Here is a 26,191-nt window from a genome sequence, read left to right as displayed (position 1 = left end):
TTCCGCTGCCCGTTGTGGGATTAAGCCACAGCCGCTGCCATCTCGGCGAGCTTGGCTACCGTGTTCATGTTGCGCGCCGTTCCCCGTTTCGCACCGGGTATGCGCAGCCGGGTGTCGGCCATCCCGTCGGGATAGAGCACGAACAAGGAGCGATTTCCCAGGCGCAACTGCTCATTCTTGATCCCTGTCACGCCATCGAGCGGATCGGCCGGAAGCGCCACATCCATGAATAACGCTATGACATGGTTGCTAGGCGAGTCCGGAAAGGGGTTGCGGGCGAGCGTGTCGGCGATCTCGGCGGCCGTCCGCACAATCACGCCGACGCTTTTACCGGCATAGGCATGAAGCTGATCCTCAAGCATGGATCGCACCTGATCCTCCGATCCTGTGCTTTCAAAGACGACGTTCCCACTGGCGATATAGGTTGTCACCTTCGCAAACCCGGCGGTCGCGCACATCTGCGCCAGCGTGGTCATCGGCAGTTTGCCGGTGCCGCCGACATTTACGGCGCGAAGCAGGGCTACATATCCGGTCAATTGCGCGCTCCGCTATTCGACGACTGTCGTCATCGGATGCGTCGCCACGTCCGTTAGATAAGGCACCAGCATTCAGCTAAATACCCCTATATGCGCCTTGCAGGATGGCTTGTTTCAAAGCGTTCCTTGCTGGTGACAGGGCAGGATGGGGCTATTTGTCGAGGATCGGCCGGAATAGCTTCATATCCGACCAAACCTTCCACAGGAAGGCAACAAACACCAGCGACCACAAGCTAAAGATCGTCCCGTCAATGACGCGCACACCCATAAATTGGGCATCAATCAACCCTGGGCCATACCACAGCGCGAACAGCGCCCAGGCAATCACCAACAGGCGTAGCTCGGTTGCGCCCACCCCATAATAGGACAGGTGATGGGTCTTGAGAACCAACACCTTTAGATAAGTGAAGCTGGTCATCAGCAGATACATCGAAAGCGCAAGCTGCGCCGAAAACAAGGTGAAATACGGGGAAAGCCCCATCCCGACGAAGATGAAGGTTTGCGAAATAAGGTCGCAGGAGTGATCTAGGAAATAGCCAAAGTCTGGCCGTTCGATCTTGCGGTAACGGGCGAGCGTGCCGTCAAGCGAGTCCCCGAGCCAGTTCAGGAAAAGCCCTAGGATTGCGACCGAAACGAACCAGGGCGAGACGTTGCAAGCCGCGAATCCCACCAGGACAAGCAAAGCGCCAATTAGACCAAGCAATGTCAGCTGATCGGGGGTCACTGCCGCTGGCGTCCTTACGGCCAGCGATCGCAAGATATTGCGTTCATGGGTTCCCAGAAAGCTGTTGTTCACGCGGACATGGTGGACAGGCTTGCCTGGCCCCTTATCTGGCGCACCGTCATCCGTTGGCGCTGATCTTGGCGTTGGTTCGCTGCTTTGCTGGGGGAGATCCAACTGCGTTGAAGGCGGCTCAGCCAAAGTCGTCTTACGTTCGGCGCGCGGAGGTCCCTGATCGGCTCCATCGCTTTGGGAAAGCTTCAACGACAAATCCTCCGCGGATAACCTCTCAGGGCCTCGACATGGCTCTGCCCGATTTACCTTTTTATGGCGAGTAGCTTATACGATTTTCAGACGCGTCGTACCAATTATCGTTGCTGCAGCGCGCAATTAGCCTGTCAATGCTTTGGAGGCAAGCCGGGTGCGTTTGTGTTGGCGCGCGATCCGTGCCAACCAACCATCGAAATCGGGGCCTTGCATATTAGAACCGGCAATGATTGCCTGCCCTCCGACTTGGCTGCCAATTAATCTGGATGGCGAACGTTAGATAGAAAAAATTATAATAAATATCTTATTGCTGATATAAATAAGAGTAATTCTATGCCCCCCGTTATAGCTTATGACGTGATGAGATTATTCATCGGCCCAGCATTTTTAACGCCGCGGGGAATAGATAGGGTAGATTTGGCGTTTGCACGTCATCTTTTCAGTGATGAATCAAGCCAGAACGTCGGTGTATTGCCAACACCTGTCGGCGTATATGCATTTTCGGCGGCGCAGATCAGGGTTTTTTTGGCGTACATTCAGGCATTATGGGCAGAAGATGTCGGCCCGGCGGGCGATGTCCAGTTGCACGGGTTGCTGAAAAAAATTCTGCGACAGCACGATGATGACTCGCCCGCACCGCCTCCACCGCCCACTCCATCGCTTGAGTTTCGGGACAAGGTTTGGCGCATGCTGCGCATGCTGTACACGACGGGCTTGTTTCCGCGTGGCTTTGCGGGCCGTGCGGTGCCGGCCAACGCCATCTATCTCAACATCGGGCAGCTGGGGCTGGCGATACCATCCTTCTTTGACTGGCTGGCAAAGCGCCCGGACATCATCCGCGCCATGATGGTGCACGATGCCATACCGATTGATTATCCGCATCTGGTTGGGAGCAAGGCGCCCTTGTATCACCGGCAGATGATCCGCACCGCGGCGGAGCATGCGGATTGCCTGATCTTCAATTCCGCTTACACGCGCGCCAGCGTGAGTGCCGTGATGCAGGATTTTGGGCGTGCCTTTCCCCCGGGTCTGGTTCGATCGCTGCCACTGTCATCGGCCTTTATCGATGTCGAGGCTCCCGTGCCCGAGCTCCGCGACACGCGCTATTTTCTGGCCGTCTCGACCATCGAGCCGCGCAAAAATTATGCGTTGCTCCTCCGCGTCTGGCAGCGTTTCGTCGCGACCATGGGCCCGGCGGCACCGCATCTCATCATCGTCGGCGCGTTGGGGAAAGGTGCCGAAACCATTCTGGCGCCATTAAGGTCCGATTCTTCGCTGGCCAAACGGGTTCACCATGTTGCTGGCCTGTCGAGTCCAGCGTTAGCGTCGCTCGTGCTGGGGGCCGCTGGCATGTTGTGCCCCTCGCTTGCCGAAGGCTTTGGCCTGCCCCTGCTTGAGGCGAACGCAATGGGTGTGCCGACCATCGCTTCCGATATTCCAGCCCATCGTGAAGTGGCGACCGCGACGACGGTGTTGTTGCCCACGGATGATGAGCATGGCTGGGCGCGTGCGATCACGGCGTTACCTGACGTGGCGGCGTGCCGTGCTAGAGACATCCCCGCTGCGCTGACCGAAGCCGCCTATTGCGCCGACATTGTGGACTTCGTCAGCGGCGTTCGGGCGAAGACAGCTTAATTGACCGCACTCCTGATCAGGAAAAAGGGAGCGAAGACCTGCGTGATGGTTTGGAGCAGCTTGATCGGCAAGATTGTCGTTCGTCCTCCCCAGCAGCGCCAGTGCCTCGATCAGCCACTCATGCCGGGTGGGAGGCTATCAATTTTACCTATCGTCACTCAATTTATCGCGGCGATTTTCGTCAATAGCTGGCACATTGCCGACGGCTCCCCGTTCAGGGCCACCGAAATGGGCGAACGATCCCTTAAGCTATTCCCAGTTTAGCGTATAATTCTTGCATGCGCTCCCCAAAGCGCGCGTCGCTGAAATTTCGGGCCTGTTCCAGCCCGTCTTTGCTTAGCCTTTCGCACAGGCCCGGCTCATCTTCGAGCCGCCGGATCGCTGCGGCAATGGCGTTGCTCTGATACGGATCAACCAGCAGCGCGGCATTGCCGGCAACCTCCGGCAGCGAGGACGTGGTCGATGTGATCGTGGGAGTACCCAACTGCATGCTCTCGAGGACCGGCAGACCAAAGCCTTCATATAGCGACGGAAATAAAACAGCCTTTGCTGCGCGGATCAGCCGAAAAAGACTGACGCGCGGCAAATATTGCAGCTGGACGATGCGCTTGCCGAGATTACGTCCATAAACACGGCCATCGGCCCCGAGCATTCGCGTTTCATTGGACATTCCCCAGTCGCGCGAACTAACAATGACTAGAGGCAATTTACTTTGTGAAGACAGATAGCCATCGACTATCCTGCCGATATTCTTTTTTGGATCTACGGCACCAAAAAACAGATAATATCCTTTTTCTTTCAGTCCAAAGGTATTGAGAATGAAGCTGGCATCCGCTTCTAACGACCCGTTGATGACCTCAAGGGGTACTGGGCTCGACTGATAGGTATTGGTGACCTTATTTGGATTGGTGTCAGGAAAAATTTCCAAAATGTCGCGACGGCTCGCTTCCGAAACCGTAATAATGTGGTCGCCCATCGCCAAGCATCTGGCGATCAGCCTCTGATAGGATATTTTGTTATCAAGCGTCGCCTGCGGCAGCTTAAGCGGCACCAGATCATGGATTGTGTAGATGTTTCGCGCGTTCTCCAGGCGGATGGGAAGCGGATAGGTCCAGTGCATCACCTGGGGCGGGTTTGGCATGGACACCGTCGTCGTCCGACCGAAATAGACAAAGCGCGCCCAGGCAGCTTCGAATAGCAAAGGGGATGTCCACAAGGCCGAAAAATCGGGGAGCCGAAAGCCAAAGCTTCGCTTATCAACCGCATCGGTGAGTGGAACCTGTATCAACCGGCTAGTCGCGCGCGCCTGCACAGTCTTCAGCGCAACTTTGCGGGCTATCTCTCCGGGCTTCAGGCGATGGCCATGGCCAAAATGATCAAAGAACAGGATCTCGCGCATTTGAGGACGCTTGCCCGCGTCCATCCCGAATACCCCCTCCACCTGGTGGCCGGCTTGGCGCAAGATCGCCGCCAGTGATGCGCCATAATTGGCGACCCCCGTACCATCAACTATTGAAAGATTGAACCCGTCAATCCCGACGCGCATGATATCTATCTCAAAAGGAAGAGCGCAGGGAGAACCGGATTTATAAGCTGCGTTATCAACGTCGCCAGCTTCTGCGTCAAGTTCGACGACGAATTAGAGAACAGGATGACGTCCTTGTCCTTAACCGCGAACATCTGCGCGAGGAAATAGCTCTCTGGCTTCAGCATATTTAGACGATATACTACAGCGCGCGGTTGTTCGTCGTTCGGCCCCTTTTCCAGTCGGAAGACGAAAACGCCGCGCGGGTTGGCTCGGCTGTCAGACGGCCCGGCGGCGCGGGCGGTTGCTTCGGCGAGGTTGACCGAGTTGGCATCTAATGAAATCTGACTGACCTTATCGGTCGCCCCAAAAACGGTGTAGCTGGGCCGCCGCAGGACAACTTCCACGCGATCATCGGGCATCAACTCGAGATTGGCCAGTTCTTCGCTCGATATCTCGTTCAATGGCGCCTGCGCGACCTGCGAACCGCGAACAATCTTGATTTCCACATTGTTAGGATTGTCAGCGGGACCGCCAGCTATCGCGAGCATATCCAGAAGCTTCTCGTGCGCTGCAGTTAAGCGATAGCGCCCTGGTTTCGCAATCGCGCCGGAAATATAAACCACATTGTGTGCTGTATCGGCAATATTGACGATGACCTGCGGGCTTTCCGACACGATTTTCAGCCGACGGCGTAGTTCTTCTGCCAATTTTTCTGGATAAATGCCCGCCGCGCGCACTGTACCCAGATAGGGCAGATCAACGTTACCGCCTTCACGGACAACGGCAACAATCTGTTGGGCTCCTGCAGTCGGCGCGCGAATGATGTCGGCGTTGGCTTGACCAGAAAACAAACCTACTCCAACCTCAAAGACGAGGATCGACAAGGTGTCACCATCGCGGATCATGTCGGCCCGACCACGTTTCGCATTTGACGACAAGATGCCCATTTGGGCTACGCCCAAGCTTTGGGTAGGCGGCAGCGCCTTGATAACCTGAGGCGTAATGTCGACCACCGTGTAGGGCATTTCGGCATTAATGCGCGCGCCACGAATTACTGCCGATGAGGTTGGCCCGCTTGACGGCAGCGTTGCGCACCCGGCCAATGTCGAGCCAAAAAGCATCACAGCAAGTTTCTGAAAACGCCTAATATTGCGCACATCTTGAACGCTAAGAAATTGGCACCGGTCGCCGAAACGAATGACGGGGACGGCAGCGAGGCGATGAATCATGATGCGGCAGTTGCCAGCTTTCCATAGGAGGCGCAACTCTTTTCCACTGGCATTAAACTGCTAGAAATCGGCGAGATTGCGCGAGATTGCGCGAGATAAATCCGCCAGACGGCCTTAGTTTGGCTCGATGCCCCCCGAGGCAGGCGACGGATTGCGCATTTGCAAAGCGTGATGCACTTCATGGGCCTCGGTTACGGTATCAAAAAAAGTCAGGGCACCACCATAGGCCACAGCGCCACGGGCACAATAACGTTCTAACGTTCCCGGATCGTGAGAGGTCATGACCAACGCAGCACGATTCCGTCGAGATAGCAGTTCTTCTTCGCACCGTCGGCGAAAACGAGCATCGCCAACGGAGGTCACCTCGTCAACAATATAGCAATCGAATTCAATCGCGAGCGACACCCCAAAGGCCAGGCGTGACACCATGCCTGACGAATAGTTAACGACCGGCTGATCCATAAAAACGCCGAGCTGCGCAAAATCCTCAACATATGCAAGGACATCTTTCTCATCCCTTCCATAGATCCGGGCAATGAATCGCACATTGTCAGCGCCCGACGTCAAAGTCTGAAAGCAGTTGGCAAGACCGATCGGCCATGAGGTTCGCATATTGCGAGTCACAGTGCCGGCGGTCGGATGTTCGATGCCTGCGATTAGCCGCAGCAAGGTAGATTTACCCGCTCCGTTCGCGCCGCAAATGGCCAAGCTGTCGCGCGGCTGAATAGCGAAATTAAGTTGGTCGAATACCCGGTTGACGAGCCCTGGCGTCCGATACGTTTTCGATACGTCCGTAAACGTGATCATTGAGGCGACCGATCAGTTGGCAGCATTAGCGATAGCGCCCCGGCGGGAGACGAGCGTTTTCTTTTGTAGGTATATGGTACAGGCCGCGTACAAGCTGCAAGCCCCATGGATCCACCCATTAGCAATAAATTATCAACCATGTTGCGTTTGCCATAGATTAGTAGCCAAACGTCACGTAACGCACTCATGATCCGAATCCAAATGCCAGGCCGCCATGGCGATGGCGGCGGCGGTGGCGATGAAGGTTACAAGGATGAAGGTTACAAGGGCGATGTCTAGAATGAAGTCGATTTTTAAGAAAACCCCTTTGTCTGTCGCTTTAACGCCTGGATCGACCGTAGTTGGCGCGCCGACCTTGAACAAGCCCATATCCCAAGCGTGTACGGCGAGCCAGTTCCTTGAACATGAATATGCTTATTGGTGCGGGCAGATTTTTGAGGAACAGAAAACCCACCGCAAGCAATGGGAATATTGCTATATCGCTCAGGCGCTCTCGCTCGCCGGTGTGCTTAGCCCGGGGTGCCGCGGCCTGGGTTTCGGGGTCGGCGCCGAGCCGTTGGCCGCACTGTTTGCCGCGAGAGGTGCGGAAATCGTCGGCACCGACCTTGAACCGGAGCGAGCGCAGGCAGCCGGCTGGATCGAAACCGATCAGCACGCATCGGGCAGGCATGCAATGAACGACCGTGGCATTTGCCCTGCCGACCGGTTCGAGAGCAATGTCAGCTTTCGCTATGCCGATATGAATGACATCCCGGCCGAAATCGGGCAGTTTGATTTCTGCTGGTCGGCCTGCGCGTTCGAGCATCTGGGATCAATCCGCAATGGCCATGACTTTATCCTTAATGCCGCGCGCCTGCTCAAGCCGGGCGGCATTAGTGTGCATACGACGGAGCTGAATTGCTCGTCGAATGACGAGACGCTGTCCTCCGGTTCGACTGTTCTCTTCCGAAAGCGCGATTTTGAGGCGATGATCGCCGACCTCACGAAGATGGGGCTCGAAGTTGCTGTCAATTGGGACTTGGGCGACCAACCACTTGATTATCACGTAGATATGCCGCCCTATTCGGCGGAAAATCATCTCAAGTTGCAGATTGACCGGTGGGTAACTACGTCCTTTGGCCTGATTGCCCGTAAGCCTTTGTGAAAAATGTTCCCAGACGTTATCTTTTACTGGCAATGATGTAAATGCGACCAGTTGACCCCTTTTCTTTTTTCGTAGGGCATGAGAGCATCATAGCCGGGCTGGGTGGATCGACGCCTTCTCCCGATCATCGTTACTGCTTCCATACCAACTATTTGGACATAGTGCCTGGTCGGGCGGTGTTTCACTTAACGATCCATCGGCCGCGGGCTAGCTTTGGCGAGCTGAATATTCGGGTTATGGCGCTGCCAAGTGGACGGGATGCGACGGTTGCAGCGAGCCTAGTCATCGACCTCGAAGGCGTAGAGGCGCACGATCTCCATCGCGGGCTGCGTTTCTTGGCTGTCGAGGGAGTTAAATACGCCCTTTTTGGGTTTGTTAACGATTCTGCTGATCTGAAAGCCGAAGCTCTCGATGTTGCGCTTGAGGAGCTTGGTCCTGCTCACTCGCATGCCAAGCCAGCGGCCGGTGACGAAGCTGGGCAACCTAGGCTGGCGCGCAGTGATCTCAAAAGCACCTCGTCGGCGAGGCGCTTACTCGCCGAGCAGGTACCGACTCCCGATCTCCCATTTGCTCAGCCGATGCAGAAGTATTGCGATGCCATGAATCTGCTTGCCACCCGGTGGCCGCTCGTCGGTGTGGACGGATCGAACACGCTCGACCATTGGAGTAGCTGCATGGCACTCCAGATGCTTGAGTCGGTTGGCTTGTTCGTGCCTGCCAGCCGGGGCCTGCTGGTGGACATGGCGCATGCCGGTTTGGTCGAGACATTGAAGCTTGGTGGGTGCAGCGTTGATCTGATCCAGCTGGATGCCAAGGATGTAGACTTTCTTGCGCTCAATTACCTAGAGGCCGACTATGATTTCGCTGTCGTTACGGCGGCCCAGAAAAGGCAAGCGGCTGGCGGGTTGGAATCGTTGTGTGAAAGAGTGATGGAGTGCCTTGTCAAGGTAGGTTTCATTCTGATGATTGTCGAGATCGAAGGCGGAGGAACCGCAGCGGCGTTTCGCAATCGCATGCAGCAATTGTCGTTGCATTGTATCGGCCAAGGACATGATGTGATGCAATTAGCCCTTCCTAACGGGGATCGGTGGTATCCTCAGGCTGGATCCGCTAGTCGTTTTATGTGGATAGCGCGGAAGTGACTGAAGCCTACAACACCTATCGGTCCTTCATTGCTGGCTGGCTGATCCAGCAGTCGGTTATAAAGGCACTAGCACTGCGTGAGATGCAGACGCGCTACGGTCGTGACAACATCGGCTTTCTTTGGATGGTGGCAGAACCGCTCATGCTGGCCAGCGTCATTACCAGCTTACACCAACTGGCGCCAGCCGGGGAGAACGGAGCTAGTATGGCCCCCTTCCCCTTCGCATTGATCGGATATTGCGTCTTCATCATTTTCCGCAACAGCTTCAACCGAGCAGAGGGTGCGCTTTATGCCGCTGGAGCACTCTCCTATCACGCGCAGATCACCCCTTTCGACATTATGGCATCAAAATCGTTGGTCGAAATGACCGGCGCGGTTCTGGCGTTTACGTTGCTGAGCGGTGTTGGCATCATGCTAGGGCTGATGGAACTGCCAGTGCGCCCCTTGTATCTTTTTGCGGCATTTATCGCCATGGCACTAATGACCCATGGGATGTGCATGATCGTTGCGGCCGTCACTTATACAAATCATGTGCTCGGACGCTTCGTCCACGCCTTCTCCTATTTCATGTTTCCGTTGAGCGGGGCGTTCTTTACGGTGAGCTTTTTACCGCCATGGGCACGTCCTGTGATGTTGTGGAACCCGATGCTCACGATTTTTGAAACGGCGCGTTACGGAATGTTTGTCAATGCCACATCGGCATATATCTATCCCGAATATATCATCGGTTTTACCATGCTTATGTGGTGTTGGGGCTTGGTGTCCATTCGGAACGTAAGAAAATACATTCACGTCAGCTGACAAACCTGCCGTATCCAGACGCAAGGATAATATAATCGTGCTAGGTATTATAACTCCCAGTGTTTCTGACGGCCAGAAACCTGAAAACGATTGGCGCACACGCGGCAAGAAGCTGTTTTTTCTCTATCGATACTTTATCTATTTTGTTGTCTTGCCGATCGCAGTTCTCTCTGCATATTACTACGTTATTGCGTCAGACCAATACGAAACCACCGCCGATTTTGTCGTACGAAAGTCTGATGTCTCAGGCGCGCAGTCAAACACGGGACAGATTTTGGGCTTCAGCCTCGGCGGGTCTAGTGTCTCGTCTGAGGCTTATATGGTCAATGACTATTTGCTTTCCGGCGAAGCAGTTCAAAGGTTGTCGCTTCAGCATGGACTGGTTGATCGGTTCACACGTCCATCAATTGACCTGTTCAGCCGGCTATGGGAAGAATCCCCTCCACCGGAACGACTTCTGAAATATTATCGTAAGCATGTTTCGTTTCATGTTGATTCCGAAACCGGCATTACACAAATGAGTGTCCATGCCTTCAGCCCCGACGATGCCTATGAGATCGGTAATGCACTGCTTCGAATGGGTGAAGAGCAGATCAATCAGCTCAATATTCGGACGTATCGCGACCAGGTGGCGCATGCGCGCAGCGAGGCCGAATTGGCAGAAGCGGCACTTAAGTCGGCTGAGCGCGCGCTAACCAACTATCGACGCACAAATAATGACATTGATCCGGCGGGAAGTGGCAGGGCGCAGCAGTCGATGGTCAGTAACCTCACCGCAGGATTGACCACTGCACGGGCAAGACTTAAGGCAATGGCCGGTCTGATCAGCACGTCGAGCCCACAATATCAGGCGATGGTTTCGCAGGTGCGCGCGCTTGAGGCGCAGGTCGCCGGCCAATCCGGGCGAATTGCCGGTAACGACAGTTCAATCGCTTCGTCCCTCGGTGGATTTGAGAGCTTGCAAGTGCAGCGCGAAGCTGCGGCTCGGCGATACGCTGCGGCCGCTGCCGTATATGACGCGGCACGGAGTGAGGCCGTACGGAAGAAAACCTATCTCATTAGGATCGTCGACGCCAACCGCGCGGTAAAGCCGCTCTACCCGGAACGCGCCAAAATCGTTGGGACAGCTCTGCTCACGCTGGTTTTCGCCTATGCGATCGGCTGGCTGCTGGTGCAAGGTGTGAGAGAGCATGAAATATGATGTGAGCGAATCCGCTGACGTGAACCGCCTCCGCGAGGGGCATTTGGACACTCAAGCTAAGTTTTCAGCGTCCTGAAAATGGGGGCACGTCACCAGCGATAACCAGAGACCGACCATTGTCGTTGCGCAGGAGTGCAGGTGAAGCAAAGGGCGGATTTGAACCCGCCCGTTGCTTTTCTAGTTCGGCGGCGAACGCTGCCGGTGTGGCGTAGCCGAGCGACGAGTGCGGCCGCAATCAGGCGACTAGGCTTTCAATCCCCCGTTTTGCCTGAGCCAATTCGGAGTGCGCGTAGTCACGGTAGTGCGCGACGATCGCCTTTCGTTCGGCAATTACTTGATCGAGCTTGCGGGCGATCAACGCGGAGTTGAGCGGGTCCTCCACAACCAGCCGCGGTGCTAACCAGGGATCGTCACGGAACAGGTGGCTGCTTGGCCCCACTAGGCAGGGCACACCCAGCGCGAAGCTTTCGAGCGGAAGCATTGGCGAACATTCCGATAATGTCACGTAAAGCGTGGCGGCGGTGTCGGCCATTTCACTGTAGAGCTGTGCCCGCGGGATAGGGTTGACCCAGACTTTGCGGACCGGCAGCTTGAGGGTGTCAATCAACCGCCGCGCGACGAAATTGAGCCCACTTGCCTTCAACGGGTGGCTGCGCGATTGCGCAAGCGCGAGCAGCGCCGCATGCGGAAGCTTGCGGTAGTCGCTTGACCCGGAAAGCCAGATGCCAACCGCGCCATCATGCGCCGACGGGCGAATCTCGTCCGGGTTGGTCATGATGACATTGGGAATGAACACGGCATCGACGCCGTGCGCACGAAAGAAGGTGTCGAGTCCGGTTTTGACGATGCCGATCCGGGTCACCAATCCGTCGTTCCACGCAGCCAGCCATTGGCGCAGTACCGCCCAGTCGTGCGGTTCGCCCATTTGTACCCAGTTCGAGTGCCACAAAAGATCGAATCGCACGGCTGGAGAGGTCGCATGGACCGCGCGGATCAGCCGAATGAAGAACAATTCCCCTCCTGAAATCACAAAATGGCGCGCGCCGGTCGCAAGCAGCAGTCGCGCATAACGGGAAATATCGGCGTCTGTTATGGTTTCGGGCGGAGTAGCACTGTTCAGCGGAATCGGCAGGCGCTGCTCAAACAGGTTGAGCGTCGAACTGGCAACGCCCTTCCAGCGCGGTACGTACAACGCCACAGGCAGCACCGGATCGATCCGCGCAAGCAAGGCATCATAGTCAAAATGGTCTTCCTCGAACGCCAGGAAATGGCGCTCGACAGGCATCGTCGCGAGCGTAGCTGCGGTCAGTTCGACCAGCCCTGGCGCCTCGGCTTCAAGCGTCACTCGTCGCGGTCCCGAGCCGGCGTCGACGACGCAAGTTCCTTGGCCAGGTCCTCGGCGCAACGTCAGCTTTGCATCGTCGGCGAGCTGCAGTCTTACTTCGTCGGCGAGCGCCCATCCGCCCTCCGAGTCCGGAGTCAGGGCAGCGCGCTCGCCCTTGAACAGCCGCGGCGGCGGGCCCAGCAGGCGCGTTGCCGGCTTCACGGGTTCGCCGCGTTCGTGCAACGCGGCAATGGCCACAGGACCGATGGAAGCGAGCTTCCAGTCGGCACCGACCTGGCGATGGGCCAGCGCGAACCACAGTTCGTCAGTCTCCACCCGAGTCAGTTCCGCCAGCGCCATCGTCGCAGTGTCGAAGCGGCGCACGCCGGTGTCCGCGGTGTAGAAATCGAGTTTGACCTTGACGTTGTTGACCGCAAACTGCGCGGTTCCGCTCCAAGGGTGCGCCAGAACGAACAGCGACAAGCTTCTGGCGAACGCCCATTCCGCAACGCCGCCCTCGCATTTCATCGCCAGCGGCAACGTGCGATAGTTGCCGATATCGACATCAGCGAGCCCGTGCCAGCGCTCGTCGAAATGATCGGGGTCGAAGCGGATGCGGTCGCCCGGCGCGCTCCAGCCGAGGACGATGAGCTCGCTCCCGCCCGCCTGCTTCGATTGCTGGCCAAGCACTTCGACACGGAGGGTCGGCATCGCGCTCAATCCGCCGACTCGGCTGCGGCGGCCTCGCCCCAAACATCAGCTCGCATGGCAGAGAGGCGATGCAATTCGCCATCGCGCAAGCGATCCCAGGAAGCGGTCGCTGCTGACCAGTCATCGAGCAATGCCTGCGCAGCGGCGGCGATGGTCTGTGCGTCATCCCAATAGTTGACTCGGAAGCGCGCCGCGTCTGCGGCTTCGGGGCCGTCGGTCGCCCAGCGGAAGCAAGCTGGTCCCATCAGCGGCGCATAGCCTAGCGCCGAGGCTTGGAACGCTGCCTCGACGACGATCGGATCCGGATAGACTGCCAGCGCTACCGCGGGTCCGCGCGCCTGGCCAATTTCTGCCAAATCGCCGAATCGTTCGGTCCCGAGCACTTGAAACTCGCCCAACAGTTCACTTCCTGCCGACTCGTCAGCCGGCAGCAGAATACGCACGCCAGTTCCGAGGCGCTTGCGCAGCAGCATTGCCGCAGCAACAAGATGGGTGCGGACATGCGCCATTTGCGAACCGCCAATCACCGCGATCGTCGGAGAGCGCCCGTCCGGCGCCCACAGCGGCGTTGGCAACGATGACGCAAGGCGGTGGAACGGCGCGTCGATCTGTCCGATCGCATCGGCCAGCGTTTCATCCTCGGCTGCGACCGAGAGCGGTTGGCCACGATCGGCGGCATGGCGGGCGAGCATGACAACTGCGCTCGCCGCCATCGTTGCAGCGGAATAGCCGCCCTCACCGGCGAAACGCTCGATTTGGCCGGGGAGCAACGCCGTAACATCGCGCGCTCCCGCATTCACCAACGCGTCGAGCAATTTGAAAGAGGCGTCGCTCTCAACTGCTATTGCCAGCGATCGGACACGACGCTGCCGCTGCCAGCGGCACAACGTCGCCACTGCAGCAGACACCCCTTCTGCGAGCAACTCTTCCGTTGCAATCACGGGGGATCCAAAAGGTATTGCTCGCCGCGCGATCCAGTTTTTGGGATCGGCGATCGTCAGCGTGGCGATCGCCGCAGCGTCAGATAGCCTGGCTTCGAGTCGCAAAACAACCTGGCGATTGGCCGTTTGCGGCAACGCTTGCGGTTCGTCCAAGTTGGCAAAATCGCCCAGTCGCAGCGTGATGCTGGCCGCCGACTCGCGCCGCAGATCGACCAACACCGTCCGGCTGTCGTATTCGATTTCGCACACACCTTCCGTGGGGCCCTGCCGCAGCACGATCATGGTCTCGTCGCCAGCAGGAAACGTTACCGAGCCGCGCTCTGACACAAGTTCCGCTGCTGGCTCTGGAGTGACAGCGATAGCCCTGCGCTTAACCGTAAAGACCCACCAGGATTTCGGCGCGGGCATCTCGCCCTCCGTCGGGACCGCGCGCAGCACCGCGACTTCGCCGGCGGCAAGGTCGGGTCGCGCGACGATCCGGCAAAGTCCGCGTTCTAGCGCCATCGTCGCACGCACGGGCTCGCCGAGCGTGAAACCATCGCGCCAGAATACCGGTTCCATGGCGTGCTTGCGGGCAAGTGCGGGTAATTGCGCCATCAGCGCGCTGTCGAGCCGGTCTGCTTCTGCGATCATTGCCATGCCAACATCGAAGCCGGGCGTGACCACGGCCTCGCGCGAATCGAGCGCAATACGTGGCAGTTCGGCCAACGCCAGCCCGGCTTTGCGGGCGGCGAGTAGCAGTCCGATTTCGCCGGCGTGCTTCATCTGGCCTGCCAATTCTGCGAAAAGCAGCCCCGGCGCGATACGGATCAGACGGCCCAGTCCGATTCGCTCGCTCAAGGCGAGTTCGGGAAGCAGGTGACTGGCGCTTGTGCGCAGCCCCTCACAGGTCAGCCGCCATCCGGCGATCGCACCGAGCCGGGGGTCACTTGCCATGGCGATGCGCGCGGCTTCCAGCCAGCCCGCATCGACGGACTCCCCAGCGCGAAGGCCAATGACCGCCTCGCCGAGTTGAGCCATGTCGACCTCGGCGCGCGGTTGGTCGAAATCATTGCGCCACCGGCTGCCCCCTATCGACCAACCGACGGTGCGGTCATGGCGCAGTATGATCGCATTTACACCCGATTCTTCGAGCGAAGCCAGCGTCCGCGCCTCGGCAGCGAGATCACCGGTCGAGAACACCAGTGCCGTGACCGCTAGCGCGTTTGCAGGATTAGCGATGCGGCGCGGGCGGATTGCTGCAAGGTGCTGGTCGTAGTGGTGCTGATAGTACGCAGCAGCGGCAACGATACCGGCCTGTGAGAGTTGTTCGCGCAAGCCGGAATCCGCTGCGAGCCGCCGCATCTGGAGGGCCAGATCACTTGCGGTTCCGTCAAAGAACACTGCTGATTGCCCGTCGTCGAAAAAATCGCGAAAAGTTGGTAGACTATTCAGGACCAGTGGCGTTCCCGAAACACGCAACTCATGCGCAGCGTAACAAAACGATTCCAGTTTGTTAGCGAATACGGCGAAGCTAACGTCTGGCAATAACTTCTGCAGTTCATCATGACTAATGTGGCCGAGGAAGTGCAGCCGGGCGCGATACCGCTCGGGGACAACCGCGAGCATCTCGTCAAGTGTCAGACCAGTGGCGACGGTTTCCTCTGCGCCAGCAATATTGATCCGACCCACCCAATTTTCGAACACGGGATCGGTCATCGCCAGCGCTAGCCCGCGCAGGAAAGTGTCGAGCCCTTTAAGTGTAGAAAGGCGGCCGTAGAATAGTAGATCGCGCGCATCGGCGCGAGGCGGGCATGGTGCGAAGCCAAGCAGCAGGGGCGGCGAGGCGTGCGCACCCTCAATGCCGAGGAATGGGTAGATGTCGCACACTTCGCGCTCGTAGAAATACTTGCCCGAATACAGCAGCCCATCGGCAAGTCGGAGCTGTTCGCGCTCTTGGTGAAAATGCAGCATGCGCTCCGGCGGCAGGGTTTGCCGTACGCGGCGTGCTATTAGCTCGATTGTCGAGTGCAGTCGTACCGCCATCGCCTGACCCATCAGCTCCGGGCAAGCGAGGGCATGGAAGCCCGGGCCGCAGTAATCGTAGAACTCGACGAGATCGATGTGGTGGCGCTGGGTCAACTCGACCAGGGCAAGCGCGAAACGGATCGAGAGAAGGTAGACGTCGTCGGGGAGATTGTCCGGCAGTTCAACCTCAGCCGGCAACAGGTCCAAGACGTGATAGGAGCGAATATTACCGGCATTCGGAAAGAGGAAGCGGTCGGTGTTTCGAAAGCGGTCCTCGTCCTGCCTACTCGCGCCGAACAAAAATATGACCTCATAACCCTGTTCAAGTAGTGCGTGTGCGGTTTGCGCGATCAAAACACCGGTGCCGCCCGGGGTTGTTGGATAGATTTCAAGCGTGACGAAACAAACAGTGCCGCAAACTTTTTCTTGGGTTTCAATCAGTTCGGGCATCTTTGCGTTACTCTCGATGTCCTGCGGTCATCCGACCTGAGGAGGCTCTAGGCTGGCCTCGGTAGCTGTAAACGAATCGTCAATGGCGCTTCGCTTGTCGGGATGTCACTCGCTTGAAACAACAATCGCATCCGTTAGAATTCACCATTCGATTGGAGTTTTGGAACGGATTCGCGCCTCCTTAAAGTCGGGGCCGGCCGGTAGTTTTGCCGAGCTTATTCTGACAGCGCTTTGCGTTAGGTTGAGCCTAGGTCATGCACTGATAAATCGCTAGCCATGTGGCGCGAGGTTTGATTCAAGCTTCGTGAAGGGAGCTGAGGATGAGCCAGCGCCCCTACGAGCTATCGGATTTCGAGTGGTCGGTGATCGAGCCGTTGTTACCGAACACGCTATGAAGATTTTGCCGGGAGCGGAGGCTTGGTTACCTTGGGTGGACGCAGCTTGAAATCTGTTTTGATTTCGTCCCAATGGGTGGATGCGAACCCCTAGTCACGCCGGGCCACCGATGCCGACCTAGCCAACGAACGCCGCACCAAAATCAGGTTGCATCCAAAAGCCTTTAACCATAATGCTGCCGTTGGTCATGCGCAATCAATAGGCCTTCCGGACAATGTCGCTTGAGCAGAACAAACAACCGAGCTTGAAGCCACCCTTCTCCCTTAAAGACAAAAAAGTAGAACGGACGAAATCCGCGAAGGTATTCGGAGAAATTTTTCGTACAAACTATTGGGGTAGTTCGGAATCAGTGTCTGGGGAGGGTTCCACCTTGGATAATACCTCGGCTATTCGTGCGGCCTTGCCACCTTTGATTGAAGCCCTTCATATTCGATCGATCCTGGATATACCATGTGGTGATTTTCACTGGATGAATGCAGTAGGTCTAGATCTAGACTATCATGGAGGTGATATTGTCGCAGAACTGGTCGCTCAAAATCAGCAACGATATGGCAGTGAAAAGCGTAGATTTTCCCATTTAGACGTGCGCAGTTCGTTTTTACCAAAAGTAGATTTGATTTTGGTGCGCGATTGCCTGGTTCACATGCCGACGAGCGATGTCAGGAAGGCAATATCAAATATTCGTCTATCCGGCGCAAAATGGCTATTGGCGACAACGTTTACGCAACGTTCTGAGAACGATCGCTTGCCCGATTGGCTATGGCGACCGCTGAATATGGAGCTGTCAGACTTTGATCTGGGCAAGGCGGACCGGATTATTAGCGAAGAATTTCTCGCTGATGAAGGCAGGTGGAGCGACAAGAGCTTGGGTCTCTGGCGTATCACTTGACCTAGAGCATTTTCACATTGAGCGTTGATATCCGGCGGCATGGAAGAAGTTGGCGCATTCGTTAGGGGTGAAGCGATCAAGGAGTTGGCCGATCCGTTCGACCAGGCCATCGACGGTTCGCGCGGGTTTCTGACGCAGCAGCGCCTTGAGCTTGGAGAACGCCATCTCGATCGGGTTCATGTCCGAGCTGTAGGGCGGCAGGTAGAAGATCTGGGCGTGGCGTGCGGTGATTGCCTCGCGGATGCCGGCAACCTTATGCGCGGGCAGATTGTCGAGCACCACGACATCACCGCGCCGCAGCGTCGGGGCCAGGACTTGGATGACATAGGCTTTGAAGGCGTCGCCATCCATCGCCCAATCGAGCACCCAGGCGCGGTCATCCCCGAGAGACGCAGGCCAGCGATGAACGTCATCGTCTTCCAATGCCCGAACGGGACGCTGTCGTGGCATCGCTCGCCGACCGGTGCCCCGCCGAAGAGACGCGCCATCCTGGTATTCACGCCGGTCTCGTCGAGAAAGACGAGCGCTTCAGGATCAATAAACGGCTGGGCGGCGCGCCACAGCTTACGCCGCGCTGCCACGTCGGGCCGATCTTGCTCGGCGGCCCGCAGGGCTTTTTTTTGAAAGACTGGCCCAGACGTCGGACCGCATTCCACAGCCCGCCGGTGCTCAGCGTGACGCCGTGATCCGCCTCGAGCCAGGCCTGAGCCTGCGTCAGCGTGATACCCGGTTGCGAGCGGATATGCGCCGCCAGCGCCAGCTCCTGATCGGGCGATAACTTGCGCGGCCGATGTCCTCGCCTCGCCTTCACGCAGCTGTCGCCAGTCAGCCGCCGCCGGAACAACGCCTTATAGATATACGCGATGCTTACCTTGAACAGCGGTGCCACCTGACGCACCAGCATCCCGCCATCGACCGCCGCAATCACCCGATCCCGCAAATCCTGCGAATAACTCTGCCCAGATCGCCAACCCATCGCCGCCTCCTTCGTGACGGCTCCTTATGAATCACACGATCAGCCAAAAGGGGATCCCCCATCGCGATTCCGCTCAACCTGAACCTGCTCTAGGATCACCTTCCGCTTCGTGGATCCACATGCGCAGCAAGTTCGTATGCACATCAAAATCGCGGGCCGGGTGCTGAAAGATAATTACATTATCAATACTATAACAAAGGTTCGTGTGGGGAGAGTAAGGCAATTTCACGCGTGACTTATGCCGCCGAGGCGTATCCGTCCAGAAGCGAGAGACGATCTTCATGGATAAAGAGCTTGTTTGTACCGGAGGGCGTTTCAGACAAGACACCACTTTCTTCGATGATGTGCCAAACCCTGTATCCCGGGCCAAACAGCGCTAGAATTTCCGTCACATGTGCGTCTTCGAGAATTTCAACGATTGCCGTAGGCTTATGCTGACGAACAATATCTTGCATGCCCTTGAGGACGTTGGCTTCAAAGCCTTCCACATCGATCTTTAACAAATCGACGCCATCAAACACGCAATCTATTACGGCCTCTTTGATGTATTCGGATTGATTATTAAGGATATGATCCAAGCTAATGACTGGAACTTTTTCGGTGAACCAAGGATCTGAAATGTGCGATTCAAGAAAACTCTCCCCGCTTGCCATGACGTATACGCCTGAGGGATGGCGCAGTTCCAACTCACCATTCGTATCGGCGACGCCAAATCGCATAGGGGCGATTCTAGCATTGAATTCATTGGCGTGAATGTTGACAAGTAAACGGCTGTAGGTGACGAAAGACGGCTCAAACGCCATCACATAACATTCAGGGTTCGCTGTAACCGCAGCCAACGAAAATACACCAGTAAATGCGCCGATATCGTAAACCCATGATGCACGCTTCGCAAGATGACTCCAAAGTCGCAACGTCCCATGCTCGAAGCTTCCCGGGCCGGAATAATAGTAATATCCTGCTACTACGTCGTCTGCATTAGTGAACATGACGAATGACTCTTCATTATCTGCTGCTACGCAGTTAACGAACCCCCTATAACTGAACTGACTGTAACATTCATGAATATCTGCAGGGCGCATCCCAAACTTTACGAAGTTGTCAGCTTTCGCATTTTTTGTTATAAAATCAAAATAATTCATGACATCTCCACTACGCTTCGGCACGTCTCCTGGCAGCGCGCCTTGAGCAGTTCAATTGTAATTTTGGGTTTAGTCCCAAACTTCACCGTGAGACGCATTTGCCTTTTTCTAACATGAAGGGGGTTTGGGAGAACCAATAATCCGCGACTGACTGGTCATAATCCGCGACTGACTGGTCACCCTACTCTATCGAGGTACATTCCTGGGTGCAACCTAAGAATGAGCTGCACCCGGTTTCGTGGACACCAAGATAAGGTGTTTTTGGAACCGGAGGGTGATGATGCAACGACCGAAGTTCAGCCGGGGGTTCAAGCTCGAGGCGGTGAAGCTCGTATTGGAGCCGGGCGTTTCAGCAGCGCTGGCGGCGCGCGATTTCGACGTGCATGCGGACGGGCTGCGTAAGCGGATCCGCGAAGCTGAAGGCGATCCTGGATCGGCCTTTCCCGGCTATGGTAACCTGCGACCCGAGCAACAGGAGATTGAGCGGCTGCGCCGCGAGTTGGCCGGGATGACGGCGGAGCGCGACATCCAAAAAAAGCGGCGGCCTGCACCGCGTCGAACGGCTGATGCGGGCGCAGAGGTGCAAGGCTCGCCCCCGGCGTCGCGGCCTGCCCAGGGATGAAGGCCAGCGATCAGTGATTGCCGGCAACGCGTTCGATCGTCAGTTCACCGCCGAGGGACCGAACCAGAAGTGGGTGGCAGACTTCACTTACATCTGGATGGCCGAAGGATGGGTATACGTTGCGGCCGTCATCGACCTGTTCTCGAGGCGGGTGGTCGGCTGGTCGATGAGCGACACGATGACGGCGTAGCTCGTCACCGATGCGTTGGTGATGGCAATCTGGCGGCGCGGCAAGCCCGACGCGCTGCTGCATCACTCGAACGAGGGCAGCCAATATACCAGCGAGCAGTTCCAGCGGCTGATGGCCGACATTCCTGTCCTGAGCTTGTCGAAGGGGGTGTCACCTGCTCGATGAGCCGATCCGGCAACGTCTGGGACAATGCCGCGATGGAGAGCTTCTTTTCCTCGCTCAAGACCGAACGGATCGCGCGGAAACCATACCGTTCGCGCAATCAGGCACGGCCAGTCGTGTTCGATTACATCGAGCGCTTCTACAACCCGACACGCAGGCACTCGACCTTGGGGTGTCTTAGCCCCATGGACTTCGAGAAGCAGGCTAATGTAGCCTAACCTCGTGTCCGCAAAACCGGGTGCAGCTCAAACTATGCCACTGACACCGGGGCGCTACCGCTCGCAAATTGTGTTGACTTGCCGCAAGGGAGTATCGAGAAATAACTCACGTTCAGGATCCGAGGCGGGGTGACCTTCTCGCTCGAACCAATCGTTCAAAAGGGAGCGTAGAAATGTCGGTGTCACGCAAGGCCGTGATTGCTTCAATGCAGAAGCTTGCCCGGAATGCAACGACGGACGTTAATGCGTCGCCGGGCGTTGCGCCTGACCTCAGAGTCGATTTTGCCAACCGTGGGCAACTGATCGAATCTTCGCAGCGAGCGGCACTGTCCGACGATAGGTTCATGACGCACGTTAGGTCCGCCGACAAGATGCGCGACGAAGGCAACTGGGTTGCGGCGGAGGCAGGTTATGCCGCTGCCCTGTCGCTTTATCCTTACGAGCGATCCTATTGGGTTCAGCTTGCGCACATGGCCAAAGAGCAGGAAAATTTCATGCGGGCGGAAATCGCGTATCGCACAGCATGCGCTCTCGGGGCCCGGCCGCAAGATGTGGTGGAGCACCTGCAATTCGTGATGGCCCGTCAAAACGCTGACGAGGGCCGGTTTCCAATCCGCTTCTATCGACCCGGGCCGGCCGCGCAGCAGCCTCCCGCGCAGCCGGACGTAGCTCTGCTCGCCAAGCTGGCTTGGCTTGTCGGCGGCATGGACGACCAAGACATGGTCAAATTGCTTCGCACCAATGCGACCTGTGACGCGCTACTTGCGATGATGATCGGTGATCCACGTTTCGAGCGGGCGAACCGCGATTGGATCGAACTTGTCCGGGAAGGCGAACTGTGACCAGATTTCTGAAAGACGAAATGGCCCCGTCGGTCTCGATCGTCATCAATACGCTCAATCGGGCGACACTGCTGGGCGATGCCATAAGTGGCGTGTTCCAGCTGGATTACCCGTCGTTCGAACTGATTGTCGTAAATGGTCCGTCTACGGATAACTCCGAAGCAATCCTTGAAGGCTGGCATGGCAAGATCAAGCATTTACGCTGCAGCGAGGCAAACCTGTCGATTTCACGCAATGTGGGGATCGCGGCCGCTGCCGGGGATATTGTGGCATTCCTCGATGACGATGCGGTGCCTCACCCGCGTTGGCTGCGTTATCTGACGCGCCATTATGCCGACCCGTCAATCGGGGGCGTAGGCGGCTTCACGGTCGATAACACAGGGGTGCGCTGGCAGGTCCGCAAGACGATATGCGACCGCTTCGGTAATGCGGTTTTGGTCGACGATTTCTTCGACGAGCGCAGCCTCAATTTTCCGGGAACGCCGTACTATCCCAGCTTGTTGGGGACAAATTCGAGTTTTCGCCTCGCCGCCTTGCAGGAAATAGGCGGGTTCGACCACACTTTTGCTTACTTGCTTGATGAGACCGACGTGTGCCTGCGGCTGGTCGATGCTGGTTGGCATGTGGTCTACGAGCCGGCAGCGATGATCTTCCACCAGTTCGCCGAGAGCCACACTCGCTCCGCCAATCGCAAGCCGCGCACTCTTTACCCTTCGGTCGTGAGCAAGACCTACTTCACCAATCGTCACGGCCAAGTCGAAGGATTGAGCAGTATTGCGCAAACTATCGAGGATTATCGAGACGAACTGTTCAGGGCCAATGCTTGGCTGGAGGACCATGGTGACATTTCGCACCGACATCGGCTCAGTCTCGACGAAGACGTCGAACATGGAACCCAGGCAGGCTTGAAAGCCAGCTACCGGGCACTTGTCGAGGGCAAGGAGCGGGGCGATCTCTCTTTGGCCAGCAAGCCCGGGGAGTTCCTGCCCGTACAGGAGCCCGCTCGGCTCCGCGTGGCACTCGTGTCGCAGGGCCTCCCGCCGGAAAATGACGCTGGAATTGCCCGCTGGACGAGCCTGCTCGCTGCTGGGTTGCGTAACATGGGGCTTGATGTGCATGTCATCACGCGGGCCAAAGATGAGCCAGCGCGAAGTTATCAAAATGGCATCTGGTATCATGAGGTCGCGCGGGACGCCGCGGGTGCGGATTTAATCTCTGCGAAGTACCATGTACCGGCCAGCGGTGTTGCCGACTGGATGAGCGCAATCTCTCGTGAAATCGACTTCCTAAAGACATTCGGGCTCGATCTCGTCTCTTTTCCGATCTGGGATCTCGAAGCATTGCCGGTGCTCGATGATCCGGACGTCGCAAGCGTGATAAGCCTTCACACCACTTATGCCCTTGCCCGCCCGTACAAGCCGGAATGGACCACCAGAATCGCCTATGGCCGCGGCTTTGTGGACAAGATGATTGCGGCCGAGGCCAAGGCGCTGGGGTTTGCACCTGCAATTCTGGCCAACAGTAACGCCGTGGTCCGTGAAATCGATGAGGCATACGGGCAGCAAATTTCCGACCGTTGCCGCCTTGTTCAGCACGGCACACCGGATATTCTCACTGAAGCTGGCCTTACCGTCGCAGAAAAGATTGCTCGGAAGCGCTCGAACAAAAAGCTCCGCGTGCTCTTCGCCGGTCGGTTCGAGCCGCGCAAAGGCTATGACCTTGCGCTGCGCATGGCGGCCGCGGTCGCAGGGAAGCAGGCGATTCATTTCGACTTTGCCGGATGCGAGCTAACCGAGTCGACGGTTCAGCGCGCGACGGCCCAAAGCGGCGTCGATCCGGGAAGCCTGCGCAATGCCGCATTTCATGGCGACGTGGATCGGGCACGGCTCGATCAGCTGTTTGTGCAAAGCGATGTCGTCATCATGCCCAGCCGGTTCGAGTCCTTCGGCCTGGTCGCAATCGAAGCCATGGCGGCCGGGTCTCCCGTGCTGGCCCTGTCGATCGGCGGCCTCGCCGAGGTGGTTGAAGATGGCATTTCCGGGTACCTTTTTCAAAGCGAAAACGAATTCGTCGAAGCTGGGGCCGACACGTTGACGCGCCTCGCGGAAAACCCGATCGAACTTGAACGGCTGACCAGCGGCGCGTACAGCCAGTTTCAGGAGCGGTTCAGCGTGCCTGAAATGGCCCGGTTGGTGGCTGAGTTTTTCGGTGAGGTCGTCGCGGCACGAAAGGAACGGACATGATCGATCGGAACTGGCTTCAATCCGTCATCTGCCTGGCTGGTGGCGACCTTTGCGGCAAGGACCTTGACCAGCTGTGCGAGGAGCTGAGCGAGCCGGGGGAAGTGCTCCCTTACCTGTTGCTGACGGCCGGATCTTTTTCTGGCTGGCCAACCTCGCAGATGGCCTTCCGCGGGGCTGCCAAGTCGGTCACGCGCCCGACGCAAATGCGCGTTGCACCCACATCGAGAGTGCTTTTGCCGGCACTGAGGCGGGGCCTCCGACAATCGATGGGCGCGATCGTGACGGGGGTGCCAGAAGCAGCTAGCGAACCGGAGACCGCACCAATTGACATCCGCTTGCGAGCCGCCGACGGAGACTCGGAAGACGCGCCGGTCAACATTCGCGTGCAGGCCGATGCTGGCGATCCGAAGGTCGCACCGATCGACATCCGCTTGCGGGCTACTGAAGATATTGCGCGCTTTCGTTCGGCTGCAAGCGGGCTGAACGCGGAGCCGCAGTCATTCATTTCAACCGATTAGCTTGGGTATTACGCTTTTTTCTCGGATGAGAAACGGTAGGGACGTTTCAGGATCGGCCGATGTCTCAAACCCCGATGAAGCGTATACGCAGCTCATGCAGAAATTGCAGCAGATCGAGCAGAAGATCGGCCACGTCTGCGCGCGGGTCGATGAAAGCGCCTGCTCGTCGGGCCCTTTGCGGTAACATTTGCGGATAGATCGCTACTCACCCAGACAATCCATGGAGTTAAGTTCTTCCTCGATCCGGACGATCTGATCATCACACCGAAGATAATTATCTATCGGTAATGGGAAGACGAGTTGTCGGCCCTGTTCCATCTTCTGTGCACCCCGGAAACGGTATTGGTCGATGTCGGAGCGAATTTTGGATATTTCACTGTCCTGGGTGCGAACCTGATCGGCAATCGCAGCACTGGGCGGGTCTTCTGGTTTGAGCCCAATCCAAAGCTCGCTGCGCTTGCTCGGCGCAATCTGGAAATCAACTGGTCAATGGCTCCTGTTACGTTCCACGAGGCTGCAGTTGCGGATTTTTGCGGAAGCGTCACCTTACATATTCCTCCCGGCCACGGCGCCAATGCAAGCCTTTCTGCTTCGGATGCGTTTGATTGCGAGGAGCGGGTGGTGCAGGCGGTACGGCTGGATGATGTTCTTCCCGCAGGCGTCGTGGTCGATCTGCTCAAGGTCGATGTCGAGGGGCATGAGGCTGGCGTTCTGCGCGGCGCACGCGAACTAATTGCTCGCAGTCCCGATCTGCATCTCATTATGGAATGGTCGCAAGGCCAGATGCGGCAGGCTAGCATCGATTCTGCAGAAATCATCACTATGCTAGATGGCTTTACGCCGCACGGGATCGAAATCCGCAGCGACCCGTTGGCGCATCCGGAATCATTCGAGTGGCTGATGGCGCAGGAGTAGACTGACGCCCTGTTCGTCCGCATATGAAAATCAGGCCCGCCAATCAGGGCCAAATCGACAAGGAGTAGTAGGCCAATCGACGATCGTTTGAATTTCGGACTGCGGCAGGCCGACATGACCGCCCGCTGGTACGAAAACGTCAAGGCCACTCATGGCGATGTCGATGCCTATATCCGCACCCGACATTTGGCCTACATGGATCGCTGGAGGGAGGCCGGTCGGTTCATCGCCGACAATTCCACGGTCTTAGATATTGGCGGCGGGAACCTGTTTCCGGAGTTGCTGACCTATTTTAAGTCACGCGGCCTGAAATATAGCTACCTCGATGTCGACCCCGCTGCGGTAGACAGTTCGCGCGCCATGGCCGATCAGGTTGGATTGGCTAACGCAAGCTTTGCCCTTGGTTTCAACGACCAGCTCGACTTCCCTGAGGGCAGTTTCGATGCCGTTTTCAGTTCGCATTGTATCGAACATTCAATCGATCTGTCGGCCACGTTCCGCGAGTTGAACCGCGTGCTCAAAGCGGGCGGGAACCTAGAGCGATTTTCGATCATGCTGCATCGTATCCGCATGGGGCGAAATAATTGGCGCATTCCTGTGGTGAGTAGAGGTTGAGGATGCGACCGATGGCT

Annotated in this window: 22 protein-coding genes and 1 pseudogene; 13 read left to right on the top strand and 10 right to left on the bottom strand. The window is 57.2% G+C overall.

Annotated features, from left to right (window positions below):
- Nucleotides 1-20 precede the first annotated feature (20 nt).
- Nucleotides 21-536 (bottom strand): DUF1697 domain-containing protein, encoded by a 516-nt coding sequence (locus B7Y43_RS11750; protein ID WP_374131848.1) that lies wholly within the window; start codon nt 534-536, stop codon nt 21-23.
- Nucleotides 537-687: 151 nt separating this feature from the next.
- The gene (locus tag B7Y43_RS11745) at nt 688-1,332 is read right to left on the bottom strand and encodes a CDP-alcohol phosphatidyltransferase family protein (protein ID WP_374131847.1); all 645 of its coding nucleotides are present in this window, start codon (nt 1,330-1,332) and stop codon (nt 688-690) included.
- Nucleotides 1,333-2,211: 879 nt separating this feature from the next.
- Here B7Y43_RS11745 and B7Y43_RS11740 point away from each other — a divergent pair.
- Nucleotides 2,212-3,159 (top strand): glycosyltransferase family 4 protein, encoded by a 948-nt coding sequence (locus B7Y43_RS11740; protein ID WP_374131846.1) that lies wholly within the window; start codon nt 2,212-2,214, stop codon nt 3,157-3,159.
- Nucleotides 3,160-3,423, top strand: a complete 264-nt coding sequence (locus tag B7Y43_RS11735; protein WP_374131845.1) for a hypothetical protein — start codon at nt 3,160-3,162, stop codon at nt 3,421-3,423.
- Here the strand turns inward: B7Y43_RS11735 and B7Y43_RS11730 are convergent.
- The 3 genes from B7Y43_RS11730 to B7Y43_RS11720 all read right to left on the bottom strand — a co-directional run bounded on the left by B7Y43_RS11730 (nt 3,404) and on the right by B7Y43_RS11720 (nt 6,723).
- The gene (locus tag B7Y43_RS11730; protein WP_374131844.1) at nt 3,404-4,705 is read right to left on the bottom strand and encodes a glycosyltransferase family 1 protein; all 1,302 of its coding nucleotides are present in this window, start codon (nt 4,703-4,705) and stop codon (nt 3,404-3,406) included. The two genes, B7Y43_RS11735 and B7Y43_RS11730, sit on opposite strands and share 20 nt — an antisense overlap.
- Nucleotides 4,706-4,710: 5 nt before the next feature.
- Nucleotides 4,711-5,916, bottom strand: a complete 1,206-nt coding sequence (locus tag B7Y43_RS11725) for a polysaccharide biosynthesis/export family protein (RefSeq protein ID WP_374131843.1) — start codon at nt 5,914-5,916, stop codon at nt 4,711-4,713.
- Nucleotides 5,917-6,030: 114 nt separating this feature from the next.
- Nucleotides 6,031-6,723 (bottom strand): ABC transporter ATP-binding protein, encoded by a 693-nt coding sequence (locus tag B7Y43_RS11720; RefSeq protein ID WP_374131842.1) that lies wholly within the window; start codon nt 6,721-6,723, stop codon nt 6,031-6,033.
- A gap of 214 nt (nt 6,724-6,937) precedes the next feature.
- On the opposite strand from B7Y43_RS11720, the gene B7Y43_RS11715 reads away from it, so the two are divergent.
- The 4 genes from B7Y43_RS11715 to B7Y43_RS11700 are packed head-to-tail and all read left to right on the top strand — an operon-like array spanning nt 6,938 to nt 11,013.
- Entirely contained in the window at nt 6,938-7,867 is a 930-nt protein-coding gene (locus B7Y43_RS11715; RefSeq protein WP_374131841.1) for a cyclopropane-fatty-acyl-phospholipid synthase family protein, read from the top strand.
- Nucleotides 7,868-7,908: 41 nt separating this feature from the next.
- Entirely contained in the window at nt 7,909-9,009 is a 1,101-nt protein-coding gene (locus B7Y43_RS11710; RefSeq protein ID WP_374131840.1) for a hypothetical protein, read from the top strand.
- On the top strand, nt 9,006-9,812 hold the full coding sequence (locus B7Y43_RS11705) for an ABC transporter permease (protein ID WP_374131839.1): 807 nt from the start codon (nt 9,006-9,008) through the stop codon (nt 9,810-9,812). The genes B7Y43_RS11710 and B7Y43_RS11705 overlap by 4 nt, the downstream gene beginning before the upstream one ends.
- Nucleotides 9,813-9,849: 37 nt before the next feature.
- Nucleotides 9,850-11,013 carry a lipopolysaccharide biosynthesis protein gene (locus B7Y43_RS11700; RefSeq protein WP_374131838.1) on the top strand — a complete coding sequence of 388 codons (1,164 nt, stop codon included), beginning with the start codon at nt 9,850-9,852 and terminating at the stop codon, nt 11,011-11,013.
- Between the two features lie 235 nt (nt 11,014-11,248).
- Here the strand turns inward: B7Y43_RS11700 and B7Y43_RS11695 are convergent, their stop codons facing one another.
- The gene (locus tag B7Y43_RS11695) at nt 11,249-12,877 is read right to left on the bottom strand and encodes a hypothetical protein (protein WP_374131837.1); all 1,629 of its coding nucleotides are present in this window, start codon (nt 12,875-12,877) and stop codon (nt 11,249-11,251) included.
- A 176-nt stretch (nt 12,878-13,053) separates the two neighbouring features.
- The gene (locus B7Y43_RS11690) at nt 13,054-16,446 is read right to left on the bottom strand and encodes a glycosyltransferase family 4 protein (protein WP_374131836.1); all 3,393 of its coding nucleotides are present in this window, start codon (nt 16,444-16,446) and stop codon (nt 13,054-13,056) included.
- A 610-nt stretch (nt 16,447-17,056) separates the two neighbouring features.
- Between B7Y43_RS11690 and B7Y43_RS11685 the strand changes: the two genes are divergently transcribed.
- Nucleotides 17,057-17,731 (top strand): class I SAM-dependent methyltransferase, encoded by a 675-nt coding sequence (locus B7Y43_RS11685; RefSeq protein WP_374131835.1) that lies wholly within the window; start codon nt 17,057-17,059, stop codon nt 17,729-17,731.
- A 12-nt stretch (nt 17,732-17,743) separates the two neighbouring features.
- Here the strand turns inward: B7Y43_RS11685 and B7Y43_RS11680 are convergent, their stop codons facing one another.
- The 3 genes from B7Y43_RS11680 to B7Y43_RS11670 all read right to left on the bottom strand — a co-directional run bounded on the left by B7Y43_RS11680 (nt 17,744) and on the right by B7Y43_RS11670 (nt 19,849).
- Entirely contained in the window at nt 17,744-18,181 is a 438-nt protein-coding gene (locus tag B7Y43_RS11680) for a transposase (protein WP_374131834.1), read from the bottom strand.
- 46 nt (nt 18,182-18,227) lie between these two features.
- A complete protein-coding gene (locus tag B7Y43_RS11675) occupies nt 18,228-18,707 on the bottom strand; it encodes a transposase (protein WP_374131833.1) in 480 nt (159 codons plus the stop codon).
- A 236-nt stretch (nt 18,708-18,943) separates the two neighbouring features.
- Nucleotides 18,944-19,849 carry an FkbM family methyltransferase gene (locus tag B7Y43_RS11670; RefSeq protein WP_374131832.1) on the bottom strand — a complete coding sequence of 302 codons (906 nt, stop codon included), beginning with the start codon at nt 19,847-19,849 and terminating at the stop codon, nt 18,944-18,946.
- A 280-nt stretch (nt 19,850-20,129) separates the two neighbouring features.
- Between B7Y43_RS11670 and B7Y43_RS11665 the strand changes: the two are divergent.
- The 6 genes and pseudogenes from B7Y43_RS11665 to B7Y43_RS11640 all read left to right on the top strand — a co-directional run bounded on the left by B7Y43_RS11665 (nt 20,130) and on the right by B7Y43_RS11640 (nt 26,174).
- A pseudogene (locus B7Y43_RS11665) lies at nt 20,130-21,041 on the top strand (IS3 family transposase).
- Between the two features lie 173 nt (nt 21,042-21,214).
- Nucleotides 21,215-21,883, top strand: coding sequence for a hypothetical protein (locus B7Y43_RS11660; protein WP_374131831.1), 669 nt, complete (start codon nt 21,215-21,217; stop codon nt 21,881-21,883).
- On the top strand, nt 21,880-24,126 hold the full coding sequence (locus B7Y43_RS11655; protein WP_374131830.1) for a glycosyltransferase: 2,247 nt from the start codon (nt 21,880-21,882) through the stop codon (nt 24,124-24,126). The genes B7Y43_RS11660 and B7Y43_RS11655 overlap by 4 nt, the downstream gene beginning before the upstream one ends.
- Nucleotides 24,123-24,644, top strand: coding sequence for a hypothetical protein (locus tag B7Y43_RS11650; protein ID WP_374131829.1), 522 nt, complete (start codon nt 24,123-24,125; stop codon nt 24,642-24,644). Before B7Y43_RS11655 ends, B7Y43_RS11650 begins: the two co-directional genes overlap by 4 nt.
- 300 nt (nt 24,645-24,944) lie before the next feature.
- Entirely contained in the window at nt 24,945-25,559 is a 615-nt protein-coding gene (locus B7Y43_RS11645; RefSeq protein ID WP_374131828.1) for an FkbM family methyltransferase, read from the top strand.
- A 114-nt stretch (nt 25,560-25,673) separates the two neighbouring features.
- Nucleotides 25,674-26,174: a class I SAM-dependent methyltransferase gene (locus B7Y43_RS11640; protein WP_374131827.1), complete on the top strand. Its 501-nt coding sequence runs from the start codon at nt 25,674-25,676 to the stop codon at nt 26,172-26,174.
- Nucleotides 26,175-26,191 lie beyond the last annotated feature (17 nt).

The sequence above is a fragment of the Sphingomonas sp. 28-62-20 genome (genome assembly GCF_002281505.1).
This window is presented reverse-complemented; position numbering and strand designations above follow the sequence as displayed.

Coding starts and splice junctions, on each gene's coding strand:
- B7Y43_RS11715 (WP_374131841.1), top strand. CDS start 6,938: ATGGCGATGGCGGCGGCGGTGGCGATGAAGGTTACAAGGATGAAGGTT.
- B7Y43_RS11680 (WP_374131834.1), bottom strand. CDS start 18,181: ATGCCACGACAGCGTCCCGTTCGGGCATTGGAAGACGATGACGTTCAT.
- B7Y43_RS11675 (WP_374131833.1), bottom strand. CDS start 18,707: ATGGGTTGGCGATCTGGGCAGAGTTATTCGCAGGATTTGCGGGATCGG.
- B7Y43_RS11690 (WP_374131836.1), bottom strand. CDS start 16,446: ATGCCCGAACTGATTGAAACCCAAGAAAAAGTTTGCGGCACTGTTTGT.
- B7Y43_RS11710 (WP_374131840.1), top strand. CDS start 7,909: ATGCGACCAGTTGACCCCTTTTCTTTTTTCGTAGGGCATGAGAGCATC.
- B7Y43_RS11740 (WP_374131846.1), top strand. CDS start 2,212: ATGCTGCGCATGCTGTACACGACGGGCTTGTTTCCGCGTGGCTTTGCG.
- B7Y43_RS11685 (WP_374131835.1), top strand. CDS start 17,057: ATGTCGCTTGAGCAGAACAAACAACCGAGCTTGAAGCCACCCTTCTCC.
- B7Y43_RS11660 (WP_374131831.1), top strand. CDS start 21,215: ATGTCGGTGTCACGCAAGGCCGTGATTGCTTCAATGCAGAAGCTTGCC.
- B7Y43_RS11720 (WP_374131842.1), bottom strand. CDS start 6,723: ATGATCACGTTTACGGACGTATCGAAAACGTATCGGACGCCAGGGCTC.
- B7Y43_RS11670 (WP_374131832.1), bottom strand. CDS start 19,849: ATGAATTATTTTGATTTTATAACAAAAAATGCGAAAGCTGACAACTTC.
- B7Y43_RS11725 (WP_374131843.1), bottom strand. CDS start 5,916: ATGATTCATCGCCTCGCTGCCGTCCCCGTCATTCGTTTCGGCGACCGG.
- B7Y43_RS11640 (WP_374131827.1), top strand. CDS start 25,674: ATGACCGCCCGCTGGTACGAAAACGTCAAGGCCACTCATGGCGATGTC.
- B7Y43_RS11730 (WP_374131844.1), bottom strand. CDS start 4,705: ATGCGCGTCGGGATTGACGGGTTCAATCTTTCAATAGTTGATGGTACG.
- B7Y43_RS11650 (WP_374131829.1), top strand. CDS start 24,123: ATGATCGATCGGAACTGGCTTCAATCCGTCATCTGCCTGGCTGGTGGC.